Genomic DNA, 15,723 nt, shown 5'->3' with positions numbered 1-15,723 from the left:
CGTTTCTATGAAGAAACGTCGTTCACAAGCAAAAGCCTCAGAAGGGCTTCTGCTGCGACTTGGCGGTGGCAGTCATCGGAATGCCAGCTTCATCCTTCGATGCCACCAGAACGGCAATTAGACCATTCGAGACAAAACGGGCGATGCGGGTGACCATGGCACGGGCTCCAGTTTCGTTGGGGCTTAATTCTGTGCCAAATCTAACATCACAGGACTGCGTGGTAAACGAAAATCGTAATCCAGACATGAAAAAATAACATAACTGTAACAGAAGGTATCATGTCGTGTGCAGCAAGGCCCGTGTCGTGGGCAGAACGTCCCCCCGCTGGCGCCAGTTGTCGATCTGATCATCGGTAATCACAGTCAGCTGGTCGTATTCCCTGTTGGCTCCTGACAGCCATTTTTCTCTCACGACGGCAAAAGATAATGATGTCATCAGCGGGATGCCGATATCGACAATAGCGGTTCTGGAATGGGTGACAGCGAGGCGAGGGGCACCTGTGCTGACATCCTGCGAAGTCAGCCCCAGTTCCTCCTCTGCTTCCGCAAGAATCTGGTCGGTGAGCGAAAGAGGCTGTCCTTCTTCCCGCATTTCAACGGTTCCCGCAGGCGGTGACTGCCAGAAGCCGCCAAGGTACAGGGACGAAGGATGACGTCTGCCCAGAATGATACCGTTCGCGCAGCGGAGCAGGCCGCAAACAGCCAACTGATGCAGAGGTATATCGCCGAAAATCGTCGGGTCCGCCATTTGCGCCAGAGCCCGGCGGTATTCCGTCCAGTATCCTTCAATACAGTCTGGAGTGATTCTCTCCATGCAGAAGATACGGCCGTTAAAAAGCGTGGGGCGATGGGCTCGGGAGTCGTCCCAGATGGTCTGAACACGCTGTTCAACATCCGGCGTCAGGGCTGGCTCGGACTCATTGACAATCACACGGACATCGGGCCGGAGCTCCTCGCAGCGCCATCCCAGCAGATCGTGAACGACACTATCGGGCTTTTCAGACCGGTCAGAGGAAGGAGGCATTTCGACTCTTTTGGACAGGGATGTTCACGCCAGAATGTTGGCGCTTTCGGGAGAGATCACTAATTTTTTTTAGAATCGTAACGAAAAGGGCTGTCGAAGCGACGAGAGCTGGAGTTTAATCCCTGAGGGACCGATCTGGAAAGATGACGATGACGCTGAACGTCGCGCTGACTCACAAGACAACGTATCATTATGACCGCCCTGTTATGATGGGGCCTCAGGTCATTCGCCTCAGACCTGCGGCGCACGCCAGGACAAACATTCTGTCCTACGCGCTGACTATTGAACCGAAGCCCCATTTTACCAACTGGATGCAGGATCCGTCGGGCAACTGGCAGGCGCGCGTTGTATTCCCTGAGCGTGTCACGCATTTTGATGTCACCGTTGACCTTGTCGCGGATATGGCGACCATCAATCCGTTCGACTTCTTTCTTGAGCCGGAAGCGGAAGAATGGCCGTTTACATATGATCATGTCCTTGATCAGGAACTGGCTCCCTACAGAAAACTGGAACCGGCCGGTTCTCTGCTCAAGGCGCTGATCTCTGAAATTCCCAAGGAAAAACAACGCACTGTTGATATGCTGGTGGCGCTTAATCAGGCGGTCCAGAAGCGTATCAGCTATATCGTCCGTATGGAGCCCGGTGTCTGGTCTCCGGAAAAGACGCTTGAGGAAGGTAAGGGTTCCTGCCGTGACAGCGCGTGGCTGCTTGTCCAGCTTCTTCGCAATCTTGGTTATGCCGCACGCTTTGTCTCGGGATACCTGATCCAGCTCGTCGCGGACGAGAAGCCTCTTGAGGGTCCGTCGGGGCCGACTGAAGATTTCACAGACCTGCATGCCTGGGCCGAAGTCTATCTCCCGGGTGCGGGCTGGATTGGTCTGGACGCAACGTCCGGCATGCTGACGGGTGAGGGACATATTCCTCTCGCTGCAACGCCTGAGCCCGGTTCGGCAGCACCAATTTCCGGTGGTGTCGATCTGTGCGAAACGGAGTTCGGCTTTGAGATGCGGGTGGAGCGTCTCGCTGAAACGCCACGCACGACCAAACCGTATGACGAGCAGACATGGGAAGCCATTCTCGCTGCAGGTGAGGCGGTCGACCGTCAGCTTGAAAAAGGTGATGTCCGCCTGACAATGGGTGGCGAGCCGACCTTTATTGCTGCCGATGACATGGATGCGCCCGAATGGAATATCGAGGCGCTTGGCCCGACCAAACGGGCCTACGCTAATCGTCTGCTTCGGCGTCTGATGTCGATCTGGTCGCCCGGTTCGACCTATATGACCCTGTTCGGCAAGCATTATCCGGGCGAACAGCTTCCCCGCTGGGCACTAACGACATATTGGAGACGCGACGGAGAGCCGGTCTGGCTGAACCGCAACCTCCTTGCCTCGGACGACGACACCGATAACGCCACGGAACATGACGCACGGCGGTTTGCCCAGTCTCTGGCGAGCAAATTGCAGGTCGATCCGGAGCTCGTCACACCGGCATACGAAGACATTCATTACTATCTCTGGAAAGAGCATCGTCTCCCGGCCAACGTGCTGGCGGAAGGCTCCAAGCTGAACGACCCGCTGGAGCGGGACCGTCTGGCGCGTGTCTTCAGTCGTGGGCTGTCGCGTGAATCCGGCTCAGTCCTGCCGCTGCGTGTTGTTGTGCAGGACGGTGTGCGCCGCTGGCAGTCAGGCCGCTGGTTCATGCGGGGCGATACGATCTTCCTTGTTCCCGGTGATTCGTCCATCGGCTTCCGTCTGCCTCTGCAAAGCCTGCCCTGGGCAGACATTGACGATATCGATCAGTCTTTCCCGCTTGATCCTTTTGCGCCACATCCGCGTCTGCCGCCTCATCCGGCTTTCGCGCGACGCACTTCGCACGTTTATGGCGCTGCTGTGCCTGACCTCATCAGCCGGTCTGGAACGCCTCCCGGACGTCCGATGGCCGAGCTTTCCGATCTTCCGGCGCTGCCGCCCTATCCTGTGCGCAAGCCGTGGCGGATCAGCACCGAGAAGGCGCTCAGCGAACATCTGTTGGAGATCAATCGCGAGGAACCGGATGTCGTTCGCACAGCACTGACCGTAGAGTCCCGAGATGGCATCCTGCATGTCTTCTTCCCGCCACTTTACGCCGTGGAGGACTGGCTGGATCTCTGCGCCGCAGTTGAGGCAACAGCTGCCGAGTTTGGACGCAAGGTCGTGCTGGAAGGCTATGCGCCGCCTCGTGATCCGCGCCTGCTGTCCTTCTCCATCACTCCTGATCCGGGCGTAATCGAGGTCAATGTGCATCCTGCGGCAAGCTGGGATGAGCACGAGACCCGTAGCCGCCAGCTTTATGAGGAAGCCCGCAATGTCGGGCTGATTGCGGAAAAGTTCATGCTCGACGGGCGGCACGTCGGCACGGGTGGCGGCAATCATGTGGTGATGGGTGCGGCCAATGCCGAGGACAGTCCATTCCTGCGGCGGCCTGATCTGCTCAAGTCGCTGGCCGGGTTCTGGCACAACCACCCATCGCTATCGTACCTGTTCAGCGGTCTGTTCATTGGACCGAGTTCGCAACATCCTCGTATCGACGAGGCGCGACAGGACGCTCTGTACGAACTGGAAATCGCGTTCCGCCAAGTCAATCGGGAAGTGTTCACGCCTCCCTGGCTGACGGACCGGCTGTTCCGCAATCTGTTTGCGGATATCACCGGCAATACGCACCGTACCGAGTTCTGCATCGATAAGCTCTATGCGCCGGAAAGCAGTTCGGGCCGGCTCGGGCTGATGGAATACCGTGCGTTCGAAATGCCGCCCCATCACCGTATGTCGGCAGCGCAGGTGCTGCTTATGCGTGCGGCGATCGCGGCGTTCTGGAGCAAGCCTTACGAACGGCGTCTGGTGCGCTGGGGAACTCGTCTGCATGATGATTTCATGTTGCCGCATTTTGTCAGGCAGGACTTCGGTGACGCCATTGACGAATTGCGGATGCTTGGTGCACCGCTTGAGAAGGAATGGTTTGAGCCACACTTCCAGTTCCGTTTCCCGGAAATCGGCTCCATCACCGAACTGGGCATGACGCTGGAATTGCGCACGGCGCTTGAACCGTGGAACACGCTTGCGGAGGAGCCTGCGGCGGGCGGCACGGCGCGTTATGTTGATAGTTCTGTCGAACGTGTGCAGGCTCTTGTTTCCGGATGGGTGGACGAGCGTTACATTCTTGCCTGTAACGGACGCGCCGTGCCGCTGACTGGCACACAACGGCAGGGTGAATATGTCGGCGGCATAAGGTTCAAGGCGTGGAATCCGCCCAGTTCCCTGCATCCGACTATCGGAGTGGAATCACCGCTGGTGTTCGATATCTATGACACTTGGACCGGTCGTAGTGTCGGCGGGTTGACCTACCACGTCACGCATCCGGGCGGCCGGAATTATGAGACACGGCCCGTCAACGCCAACGAGGCGGAAGCGCGTCGTCGTATTCGTTTCTTCCCGTTTGGTCACACGCCAGGGACCATGACGGAGCCACATGTGGAACGGTCGATGGAGCAGCCAAGAACGCTTGATCTCCGAAGATTCTGAGAAAAGATGCCCGGCGGAACAGTTTTCCGATGTTCCGTCGGCTTGATATTTTCTCTGGGGGCCTGAGAGAGCGGTTATTCACCTTTGGGGTGGCCTTCGCTGCTTTGAAGAGGCAGGTCTTTTGAAATAAATATTTTGTAAACATCGCTCATATAGGACTTTCTTGTGTCCTATTTAAAAAAACTCTTGGTGGGTGAGATTTCTTTTCTCAAGGCGAGACAAGGTGGTGTCGCGATTCTTGCGGCAGCAGCCATGTTTACGATAATGATTGGGGTGTCCGTCGCAATCAACGTGGGCGCAATCATCAATACGAAAACCCGACTTCAAAGTATTGCTGATGCAGCTGCGCTCAAGGCAGCGAAGGCCGCGAATGAAAGTCTGGCTTCTGGAGGGAGTAATGCCCAAAGCAATGCTCAGACTGTAGCTGAAACTGTTGCCCAGGCGACAGTGAATGCAAATGCTGCTGGTGCTGGATTGTCGGATATTCCGACTGCAACTGTAACGTATAGCAGTAACGGAGGTTATTCCAGTGCTGTAACAGTAGGCCTGAGTTCTGCAACCAAGTTCGTTATGGCCAATTTGCTTCCGACCATGAGCGGGGTGGTTAGTGTATCATCGACCGCAAGTGTGACAGCCGGGCAGACCTATGTGCAGATAGTCTTTCTTGTGGATGTTTCAAACTCCATGACAGTCGGAGGCACGCAGGAAGTCATCAATGCCTTGCTCAATACACCAGCTCATTGCGCTTTTGCCTGCCATGATACTCATGGTTATTACGACAGCATCAAATCAATAAAATGTACAACGCAGACAGGGTCTTCCCAGACTTTGCCCGCCTGCAATATGCGTGCCTATGCACAAACCAACGGACTTGATCTGAAAATTGACTATGTGCAATCTGCGTTGTCCGACCTCGCTTCGCAAATATCTGATTTGTCAGAAAATGCCTCAAATCATTTTTTGATCAGTATGATTACTTTTGGAACGCAGATAGAACAGGTTCTTGCGCCAACTTCTGACCAGTCCGAGATTTCGTCTGCCCTGTCTTCTGTGGATGCGGAAGATTCTACCCCATATATCAACAGTCATAATAGTACGGCGACAGGTATGTATGGAACAGAACTTGATGTTTATAACGGTGGTTATACAAAAACGGCAGATGCCCTGAACTACGTTGTGTCCCATCTGACAAATGTTGGAGATGGTTCTTCTGCAGACAAGATGACGACCTATGTAGTGTTTTTGTCTGACGGTACTTCCGACACATATGTCAATAATAATTCGCTGGCATATCGAAACGTTACAACTGATTTCGGGTCAGGCTGTACAACTCTTAAAAATATGAATGTAAAGATTTTTTCTGTCTGGACACCTTATTATATCGATGAAAGCTCTTCCTGGTTCACTGAGTATTTCGGGTCTATGCCCGATAGTGGTGCCGGATCCATGCAGGCGGCCGTGCAGGATTGTGCAACAAGCGATGATTACTATTTCGAAGCGAGTGATGGCACAGAAATAAAACAGGCATTTTCATCTGTTTTTAATAAAATCGTTACTGACACCTCCCTCAGGCTTACCAAGTGACGAAAATCTTACAAAGATAATTTTTGTTGTCATGTGAGAAAGGCAAATTATCCAACGCTAATTGGCAACAAAACTGTCTTGTGTGCGTTCATCGACTTGTCGATGTGGATGAAAGTCAGGCTAGCATGAAGCTGTTCAGTTGCCAGAGTTGCGGTCAGGTTCTTTTCTTTGAAAATACATACTGTGAAAGCTGCGGTCACAGGCTGGGTTACTGTACTGAAACGAGCAGACTTTTGGCGCTTGAACCTGCTGCGGATGACAAGGGCTGGCTTGCCATAGGGGATGGAGTTGATGCACCGCTCCGTTTTCTCTGTACAAACGCAGAATATGATGTTTGCAACTGGCTTGTTCCTGAAGGGAGCGCAGATGTACTGTGCGTGGCGTGTCGTTATAACCACGTCATTCCCGATCTGACCAAGGCAGGAAATCAGGAGCTGTGGCGGCGACTGGAGCAGGCCAAACATCGCCTGTTTTATAGTCTGCTTCTGCTCAATCTTCCCATACCCACCCGTGCCGAGAACCCGACAGGCGGATTGGTGTTCAATTTCCCTGAAGACCCGGAAAACGGGGAGGGGAAAGTCATGACAGGCCATGATGAAGGGATCATCACCATTGCCTTGCGTGAGGCGGATGATGCTGAGCGTGAAAAAATGCGGGTGAAAATGGAAGAGTATTACCGCACACTGCTGGGGCATTTCCGACATGAAGTAGGGCATTTCTACTGGAACATTCTCGTGCGTGATGCGGGCAATGAAAAGGCCTGCCGCACCCTGTTCGGCGATCACACGCAGGATTATGGAATGGCTCTTCAGCAGCATTACGAGAACGGTCCACCAGCTGGCTGGCAGGAGAATTACGTCAGTTCCTATGCCACAACACATCCGTGGGAAGATTTCGCGGAGACATGGGCGCACTATCTGCACATCGTGGACACGCTTCAGACGGCTGTGGCCTTCGGTGTGGCTGTAAGTCCGACTGTGGCGAAGGATGGCAGCCTGTCGCATGCCTTCAACTTCGATACCTACGCTGCCACCAGCTTCAAGGAGTTGCTGGTGGCCTGGCCTCCGCTGACTCTGGCAGTGAACGCACTGAATCGTTCAATGGGGCAACCAGATATGTATCCTTTTGTGATTACCCCTACCATCGCGGAAAAGCTGCGCTTCGTGCATGACCTTGTGCATGGGTTGCCTTTGGTACCCGTTGCGCCTGCGCCACAGTAAGTCCTTGTTTTGCCTGATTTCATGAAGGAAACCTGCTCCATTCTTCACTGCAGGATTGCATGGGGAGAGTGTGACACCCTAGAACCGATCGGATGAACGGCGCGATTCCAATTGATGAGATGGTGAATGGTCACGGAGGCGTACGCCCCCAGTGGCGACGTCTTCTGAGCGCCATTTCTGATCTTGGGCATCAGGAACTTCGGGCGCGGCAGCAGCAGATAGCATTGGCTTTGGCTGATCAGACCGGGGCTCTGTCATCCTCCTCATTTTCCGGTCCAGGAGAAACGCTGGACAATCAGGGGAGGAACAATTTTATCGGAGCGCAGTGTGACCCGATTCCGTTGTTACTGAAGGCGGATGAGTTCAGTGCGCTGGAGGCAGGGATCATCCAGCGAGCCCGTCTGCAGGAAGCGCTTTTGCGAGACGTTTACGGCGAGCGGAACGTGCTGGTCGATCACCTCCTGCCACCAGCGCTGGTATGGGCCAACAAGGGCTTTCTGCGCTGCGGAACGGTGGATGCCCTTCGGTCGGTCGGACATCAATTCATATCATCCTATGCCGTGGATCTCGTGCGGGAAGCCGACGGACAATGGCGTGTGCTGGCCGACCGGGTCCGACAGGGCAACGGGATTGGCCTCGCTCTGGAAAATCGCCGGCAGATGACACGGGCGATTCCCGAGCTGTTTGCTGGCGTGGCGTTGCAGAGACTCCGTCCTTTTCTTGAGTGCTGGCAGGACAGCGTTCAGAAGACAGGCGTTGGTGAGACAGCCAATCCGGCGTTGTTGACCCCCGGACCATCCAGTCCTTTCTGGAGCGAGCACGTTATTCTTGCGCGGGAGCTGGGATGCACGCTGGTAGAGGCGGGTGATCTCACTGTTCGGGAAGGAGCCCTGTGGCTCAAGACTGTCCGTGGCCTGAGAAAGATCGATGTTCTCCTTGTCCGGCAGAACGGCGATTCGATTGATCCGCTTGAGCTGGAAGGGACGTCGGGATCGGCGGGTGTGTCAGGCCTGCTCGATGCGGCGCGCAACGGGTCTGTGAGGCTGATCAATGACCCCCGGGCCGGCTTTGTCGAAGCCCTCGGTGTGCAGTCGTTTCTGCCTGATATTGCCTCACGGCTTTTCGGGGAAACGCTCCGACTGGAGAATGTGGACAGTCTCTGGCTCGGGCAGCCGGATAATCAGATTTTTCTTGAGCAGCTTCTGTTCGGACGATCTCAGTCTCCTCAGGAGACAACCGGCTACTGGGCCGTTGCGTCCGCCATCGGGGAGGAGCTTCCGGTCCAGCGACTGGCAGCGCTGGATGAGAAGCAGCGCAAGAATCTGTGGGAAAAGGTCTGCAAGGAGCCGTGGCGTTATATCGCCTGTCGCGAACCGCTGGCGTCCCTGTCCCCCTGTGTCGGTGATAAGGAAATCGTGCCCCGGCCCATCGTTCTGCGCATGTTTGCGATTCAGGATGAGAATGGCTGGTCGGTTCTGCCAGGCGGTGTGTGCCGTGTGTTTGATGCCGGAGAGGCTGTTACGGCCGGTCCGATCGGAGAGAATCAGATCACCAAGGATGTCTGGGTGATGGTGGATGAGAATTTCTCTCTTCAGGAAACATCATTTTCCGCTCCCTATCCTCTGGCCATCCGCCGGTCGCAGGGCGACCTGCCCAGCCGGGCTGCCGACGATTTTTTCTGGCTGGGACGTTACCTCGAGCAGATAGAAAGCGGCGCTCGTCTCCTGCGTGTTATCATGACGCATATGTCCGGCACGGAGCCTTCTCCGAGAGAACTTGCGGACATCGCTGTTCTGATGCGGCAGATGCGCGCCATGGGACTTGTGCAGGAAGCGCCTGTTGCAGCCTATGGCTATGCGGGGACGGTCCGCGGACTGTTCGCCATTGGGGGTTCTGATGGTTTCTTTGCCCGTGTGCTGAGAAAGATCATACGCCTTGTGCCGGAACTGGTTGACAGGCTGACCCAGGACGTCCGTGATTTCATCTCCCACCGGGGAGGCGAGATCCTCAAAATGATCGACCAGCGTCCTCGTCGTTCTGATCCAGCCCGCATGCTGGATCAGCTTTCGGGACTCACGAGTGAGTTGCTGCTGTATTCTGCCACCTTGTCCGGATTCGCTGCGGAAAGCATGGTTCTGTCCGGCGGGCGTCAGTTTCTCGATCTGGGACGAAGGATTGAGCGTGTGTCTTCCGTGCTTCTCATCTGCTCCGGCGTTCTTGAGCAGCCGGATGTGTATCAGCGTGGGCGTATGGAAGCTGCGCTGCGTCTGATGCTGCAGCTCTGCGATAGTGTGATTACCTACCGCTCCCGCTATTTCGGAGTGGTTCAGCCTGCGCCCGTGCTGGATCTCCTTCTGCTTGATGAAGACAATCCGCGTGGCGCGGCCTATCAACTCGCTGCCCTGCGTGACTCTCTGGCCGGACTGGCCTCGGACAGTCCTTTCGTGCCTGAAGCACAGCGATCCGCGTCCTATGAGTTGGCGGATATGGCAGAAAACATCCGCACAACACTGGCCGAGATGGTGGCTTCGGTTGTCTCCGCTTCCAGCCAGGATGCAGCCACTGCTGCGCTGCCTCTGGCTCTGAAAGATATGCAGGCAGCCGTTCTGCAGCTTTCCGAGCGGATAGGCCGAAGCTATTTCTCCGTCCTCAATTCGCCCCGGCTTGTCGGCATCGGAAATGAGACTGCCATCGATATGGATGGGGCCCTGACATGATCTACCGTGTCCGGCACACGACGTCCTACACTTATGGACATCCGGTGGATCTGGCGGCCCATATCCTGCATCTGACGCCGCGTGACTGTCCCGGCCAGACAGTTCTGCGTACTCAGCTGGAATGTAATCCTCTGCCCGTTCGGCGTGAATCGGGGACCGATCATTTCGGCAATCGGATCGTGTGGCTGTTCCATGAAGCGCCACACTCTCATTTTGATATTGTCGCCCTGTCGGACGTCGACGTGCATTTTCCGGAACCTCCGCCTGCCGACAGCACGCTGGCCTGGGAAGAGATAGCGTTTCTGGCAGCGCAGGATGCTGATGTTTCACAGTATCTTTTCGGTGGTCCGATGGGTGGGCCTTCCCGACTCGTGGGAGAGTATGTGGCGCGGGATTTTCCTCCCGGTCAGCCGGCGCTCCAAGGGCTGCTCGCACTGAATGAGCGGGTCTATAAGGAATTCCGCTTTCGGTCTGGAGTGACAAACCTGCGCACAACGCCGGATGAAGTGCTTCAGCGTCGAGAAGGGGTATGTCAGGACTTTACCCACCTCATGCTGAGCGGGTTACGCTGGCTGGGGCTGCCTGCCCGCTACATGTCCGGGTATATTCGTACCAGACCGGTTGCGGGGCAGAAGCGGCGGCTTGGTGCTGATGTTTCTCACGCGTGGGTTGGTGTCTGGCTTGGGCCGGAGACGGGATGGATTGGCCTCGATCCGACCAATGGCATTGTCGTTCGTGATGAGCATGTGATTCTCGGCTGGGGCCGGGACTACGCCGATATCAGCCCGGTTCGTGGATTGATTCTCGGTGGTGGTGGCGATGTGTTGCGTGTCGGGGTGGATCTTGTTCCACTTGATGAATGGGAACGCGACCCGGCGCTGATGAAACTTGGAGCCTTTCCAACACGGGAAACGGCCTGAGAAGTTTTCATTCCGGGCGGTGGTGCTCAGGGAAATGAAAGTTCGACGGAAACAGGGCAATGGTCAGAAGTATTTTTGGGTGTGTCTCCCGCGCCCTTGAATGTCATGACCCGTAGGCTGTCAGGAATGAGCCAGTTTCTGGCTTGGCCACCCAGAAGAATATGATCAATGAAATATTCGCCGCCCCAGCATGGGCTGGCCTTCCCTGCTGTTGTCAGAAGGAGTGGGGAGGGCTGTGAAAGCTCATGGAAAAGTGGATCGCCCGGCGTCATTCTTCTGTTGAAGTCCCCCATGATGGCGAAGGATTCTCCCTCATCCTGTCGTTCCAGAATCCAGTCTGAGAGGATTTCGAACTGACGCCGCAAAGTCGGACAGGCATGTTTGCTCTCGTTTGGGGGATTGTCCCAACATCCCGTTTTAAGATGCAGAACGAGAATACGGAGAGAAGCTTTTCCGTCTGAAACTGTTACATCCAGACCGCTACGCAGAGGATGTGGAGCAGAGGGAGGATAGACATTCAGATCGGTAAGATCAGGGTGCCGCTCGACTGAGAGAGAATTTCTTATGGCGAGACCCACGCGCTGCACGACCGGATCATTGGTCATATAAATATGATACCGCGTCGCAGGGAAAACGCGGGCGGCAATCTGCGGACCGTCAACTTCCTGAAATCCAATGATATCAGCATCAACACGTCGCGCATAATCGCTCAGACGCTGAATATCTGCAGGCGACCGATGATAGATGTCTTCCGGTAATGCTGGATCAAGAGCGGCGCGCGGTGTGAGCCAGCTCATATTCCAGGTTGTAATACGAAGTGGCTGGCAACGCCCTTTCTGTGGAAAAAGCACCGCCAGCCAGATAAGACTTACCAAAATACGCGATCTGGACAGGTATTTTCCCATCAGAAGGATAGATCCTGTCATCAGGGAAACATAAGCTCAGGCGGGTGTTTTGGTCTCTTCAAGATGGTCAATGGCTTCGTCAATCGAGATGGTCTTGCGGGACTGTTCGTCCAGAACCAGCACTTCACCTGTTCCGATATCATAAAACCAGCCCTGAAGGATCAGCTTGTTCTGCGCAAGAGCTGCCGCAACCGATGGATGCGTGCGGAGGTGAGAAATCTGCAACAGCACATTCTGTTCCGCGAGACTGCGGACAGCAGCTGGTCCAACATCGGTGCTGTTGAGCGCACCAACGACAGCTTTTGCTGCTTCTGCGTTGCGGAGCCAGGATTTGACCGTAGGCATCTTGTCCAGCTTGGACGGATCGGGGTCGAGCAGTCCCATCATGGCGCCGCAGTTGGAATGGCCGCAGACGATGATACTGGAAACTCCCAGCGCCTGAACGGCGTATTCAATCGCCGATGAGACGCCTCCGAGCATTTCCCCGTAGGCCGGGACGATATTGCCGATGTTGCGCAGAACGAAAAGGTTGCCTGGATCCGTCTGGGTGATGAGAGTGGGGTTTACCCGGCTGTCTGCACAGGTGATGAACAGTGTGCTGGGAGATTGTCCCTCTGCCAGCCCTTGAAAAAGATTCTGTTTTTCAGGGAAAACTTCGGTGTTGAACTTTTCAACGCCGCGCAGAAGGGCAATGAGACTTTCTCTGGCGCTGGTGGCGGCCATTGTGACCCTCTCTATAATAAGGAAAAAGCTGCATATCCTGACGTCAGCGTAGCACGCCGCGCCTGTGTTTTAAAACTCCGAAGGATCGTCAGGTTTCCGACGATAGGAAAAATTATTGCGGCGCAACAGCTATGACATAATGCACAGGAAGACGTTGACAATCCGGCAATGGTTTCGCTTGTCCTGTCCGGCGTATCCCGCAATGTTTCTGGAGAATTGTACGGGATTAAAGAGGCTTTTCACGGATAGCTGGGCCCGCAGGCCGTGGAACCGGAACGGAGGACCGGAGCTGGGGGTATGTATGGGAGCGCGTCCGCTCGCCTGAAACAACGGAACGATGAACGTCGCACGAGAGCATCGTCCAGCAAAGTGAGCCGAAGACGTGGCTGACATGATCCGCCCAACATGACGGAGGGAACAAGGGTCATCATTGCTGCGGTGCCTGTTGCCTTGCAGGCTGGTGAACCGTTTGTTCTGACGGATGGACAGGGAGGGCTGCCTCATACGCAGTTTTTCGGCACGGAAGAGGCGCAGATCCGCGAGACCCTTGAGGCGCTGATCGTGACCCGCAGGCGTGTTTTTTCCGCCTGCGCCGAACAGCTGCCGACCAGAATGGAACAGACACCGGATGGCAGGAAAACCTTGGACATTCCGTATCTTGTCACAACGCAGACTGGTGGAGACGCACGAGGCTGGTCATCCTGTTACGATTTTTTACCGTGGGAGGATCAGAGAAACCATCAGGGTGTCGCACTCAAAAACCGGCTTGGAGAATTTCTGCTCACACAGGTCTCTCCTCCGACGACGTCTGAGGAGGTGGGAGCGCGTAAAAAGATATGTGTGCTTTTTGCGCTTGAAGGCGCCCGATGGCGTCCCGAACTTGCCTCTGAACGCTGTAAAGCGCTCATTGAGGCCGGATATCTGCCGGGTGACGGACAGATGGATATGATGACACTTGCAGGCAGCAGATTTTACAAATGGTTGGCTCAGGGCTTGGGGCATCTCCGCAAACCACTCAAATCATTGTCCATGCCGGTGGAGCTTATGCCAGAGCGCTTCACCATTCCGCAGTTTCAGGCCTCCATGGAAGGTGTTCTGGGTGAGCCGCTTGATAAACAGGCGTTTCGCAGGAATGTTTCGAATTGCGGACTGATTGAAGAAGCTGGCGGCGTGAGTGACGAGATATTTGGCCGTCCCGCCAGATTGTTTCGATTTAAAAACGATGTAGCCATTGCCCGCAATGCCCAGAGTATGTCGTTGGTTCTTCCTTTGTCGGAAACACTGACAGAGACGGAAACAATCGAAAACCTGCTTTTTTCTCACAGGAAAAGAACAAAAAATCAGGATGAGGCTGGCGAGGAAAATTAGGCATCAGTCAAAGGCTGATACAGTAACCCTTTACTGACTTTTCTCTGGGAAAAGGGAGTGCTGGATTATTCATGGACCCGGCGGGACAGATCAGTCTGGTTGAGCGGCAGGTTTTTCAGGCGGTGCAATGTCGGAAAAGATGGATTTCGACTGGAACTGTAAGAACCGGGCCCGGCAGAGAAAAGGATGTGGCATGGTTGCGGCGCATACCGTCAATCTTGAAAAACTGCGTGGACAGCCGCTGATTGTCGGTGCCGGAATTGCCGGAGTGCTGGTCGCTCTGCACATGAATGACGCGCCCTGCATCCTGATTGCGGGAAGAGAGCCTCAGGTCACAGATACAGGCGCGGATAGTCTGTTTTCCCTGCTGAAAGAAACAGGCTCTCCGGCGGAAAGGGCTGCCCGCACGCTCCGGGCAGGGAAGGGGCTGGCGCGGCTTGATGTCGTGCAGTGTATCATGGGGCGAATGGATCAGGCTTTGACCGGTCTCGCACAGTTCGATTTCATCAGAACGCACGGGTGGCCGGACACTGAAAGTGCTCTTTATGCCATCCTGTTCGGTATTCTTGCGAAAAGAAAGAATGTCACGATCATCCCTGCGACGGCGTTACGCCAACTGGTTCTTGTAGAAGGTCATGTGCGGGGCGCTGTTCTTGCGACAGGTGACAGGATAGGCATTCTCGATACGAATGTCGTGATCATGGCGGGCAGCGGAGCGTGTGGTCTCTTTGGAGATGATCTCGGCTCATCCCATGGAACCGGTGCGTGTATGGCGATCGCGGCGAGAGCCGGTGCGACATTGTGTGACATGGAGTTTGTCCGGTTCGATCCTTTTGCCCTGTCTATCGAAACCACCGGAAAAACCAGCTTCGCCGTTCCACCGCTTTTATGGGAAGAGTCAGTGTCTCTTCTGAATGAAAGTGGACACCGGCTGGATGGGACAGGAAAAGATTCGGATGGTCTCGCCCGTCTTGTCCAGCAGAACAAGGATACGGGACACTCGGTTTTTCTCGATCTGAGCAAGCAGTTTTCCGGCCAGAGCGTGGTTGCGGGCGATCATCTGGATCGTTTTCTGAAACAGTGTGGGAATGTCGGCCTCGATCCACGCAAGGAAGCCTTGCCGGTAAAGGCAGCAGCAGCTTTCCATATTGGTGGGATCATGGCTGATATCGCTGGCCGGACCTCCATCGCGGGCCTGTGGGCCTGTGGCGAGTGTGCGAGTACAGGACTTCATGGCGCATCAGCATTGCCGGGCAACGCCCTGCTGGAAATGATTGTCTGCAGTGAGATGGTTGCCGAAAGCGTGTTAAATGAATCGAAAAACATGCAGGTCGACGTATCGATGATAACCCCTGACCTCTCTGTGCCTAACGGGGCCGAGGGGATGCTCCGCCCGTTTGTAAAGATGGCGCTGGGGCCAGTGCGTGAAGGAGCGTCCCTGCGACAGGCGCTATTCCGTGTTTCCCGCCTGGCATCCTGCGACGATGCGGCGCTGGTGGCCCAGATGATGATGATTTCGGCCTGTCAGAGGGAAGAAAGCAGGGGGGCACACTTCCGTTCGGATTTCACGGCAGAGGCGAGCGTGGCCCTTCATACGGAACTGTGCGAAAAATCGCTTGCGGCCATGGTGCGTTCCATCGCCTACAATGTGCACGATCTTAATACGATGGATCTACAGACTCACTGACAACGCTGGGTTGCCGTC

At 55.3% G+C, this 15,723-nt stretch carries 10 protein-coding genes; 7 read left to right on the top strand and 3 right to left on the bottom strand.

The window, feature by feature from the left end; all coding sequences use genetic code 11:
• Positions 1-277 precede the first annotated feature (277 nt).
• Positions 278-1,024 carry a phosphohydrolase gene (locus tag EMQ_RS03110; protein WP_010668191.1) on the bottom strand — a complete coding sequence of 249 codons (747 nt, stop codon included), beginning with the start codon at positions 1,022-1,024 and terminating at the stop codon, positions 278-280.
• Between the two features lie 149 nt (positions 1,025-1,173).
• Between EMQ_RS03110 and EMQ_RS03105 the strand changes: the two genes are divergently transcribed.
• From EMQ_RS03105 to EMQ_RS03085, 5 genes are all read left to right on the top strand, one after another.
• Positions 1,174-4,581, top strand: a complete 3,408-nt coding sequence (locus tag EMQ_RS03105; protein WP_018308481.1) for a transglutaminase family protein — start codon at positions 1,174-1,176, stop codon at positions 4,579-4,581.
• 165 nt (positions 4,582-4,746) lie between these two features.
• The gene (locus tag EMQ_RS03100; protein ID WP_132012076.1) at positions 4,747-6,165 is read left to right on the top strand and encodes a pilus assembly protein TadG-related protein; all 1,419 of its coding nucleotides are present in this window, start codon (positions 4,747-4,749) and stop codon (positions 6,163-6,165) included.
• Between the two features lie 125 nt (positions 6,166-6,290).
• Positions 6,291-7,385 carry a zinc-binding metallopeptidase family protein gene (locus EMQ_RS03095; RefSeq protein ID WP_010666950.1) on the top strand — a complete coding sequence of 365 codons (1,095 nt, stop codon included), beginning with the start codon at positions 6,291-6,293 and terminating at the stop codon, positions 7,383-7,385.
• Positions 7,386-7,477: 92 nt separating this feature from the next.
• On the top strand, positions 7,478-10,102 hold the full coding sequence (locus EMQ_RS03090) for a circularly permuted type 2 ATP-grasp protein (RefSeq protein ID WP_010666949.1): 2,625 nt from the start codon (positions 7,478-7,480) through the stop codon (positions 10,100-10,102).
• A complete protein-coding gene (locus EMQ_RS03085; protein WP_010666948.1) occupies positions 10,099-11,022 on the top strand; it encodes a transglutaminase family protein in 924 nt (307 codons plus the stop codon). Before EMQ_RS03090 ends, EMQ_RS03085 begins: the two co-directional genes overlap by 4 nt.
• Before the next feature lie 26 nt (positions 11,023-11,048).
• Here the strand turns inward: EMQ_RS03085 and EMQ_RS03080 are convergent, their stop codons facing one another.
• Both EMQ_RS03080 and EMQ_RS03075 read right to left on the bottom strand, forming a co-directional pair.
• Positions 11,049-11,819, bottom strand: a complete 771-nt coding sequence (locus EMQ_RS03080) for an endonuclease/exonuclease/phosphatase family protein (protein WP_231368012.1) — start codon at positions 11,817-11,819, stop codon at positions 11,049-11,051.
• 144 nt (positions 11,820-11,963) lie between these two features.
• The gene (locus EMQ_RS03075) at positions 11,964-12,650 is read right to left on the bottom strand and encodes a carbonic anhydrase (RefSeq protein ID WP_010668520.1); all 687 of its coding nucleotides are present in this window, start codon (positions 12,648-12,650) and stop codon (positions 11,964-11,966) included.
• A 405-nt stretch (positions 12,651-13,055) separates the two neighbouring features.
• On the opposite strand from EMQ_RS03075, the gene EMQ_RS03070 reads away from it, so the two are divergent.
• Together EMQ_RS03070 and EMQ_RS03065 are read left to right on the top strand one after the other, a co-directional pair.
• Positions 13,056-14,018, top strand: coding sequence for an NrtR DNA-binding winged helix domain-containing protein (locus EMQ_RS03070; protein ID WP_010668519.1), 963 nt, complete (start codon positions 13,056-13,058; stop codon positions 14,016-14,018).
• A 193-nt stretch (positions 14,019-14,211) separates the two neighbouring features.
• Positions 14,212-15,705 carry an FAD-binding protein gene (locus EMQ_RS03065; protein ID WP_158320013.1) on the top strand — a complete coding sequence of 498 codons (1,494 nt, stop codon included), beginning with the start codon at positions 14,212-14,214 and terminating at the stop codon, positions 15,703-15,705.
• The last annotated feature ends 18 nt before the right edge of the window (positions 15,706-15,723 follow it).

This window comes from Acetobacter aceti NBRC 14818 (genome assembly GCF_000193495.2).
Classification (GTDB): domain Bacteria; phylum Pseudomonadota; class Alphaproteobacteria; order Acetobacterales; family Acetobacteraceae; genus Acetobacter; species Acetobacter aceti.
Note: the sequence above shows the minus strand (reverse complement) of the source record. Positions and strands in the feature narration are given on the sequence as shown.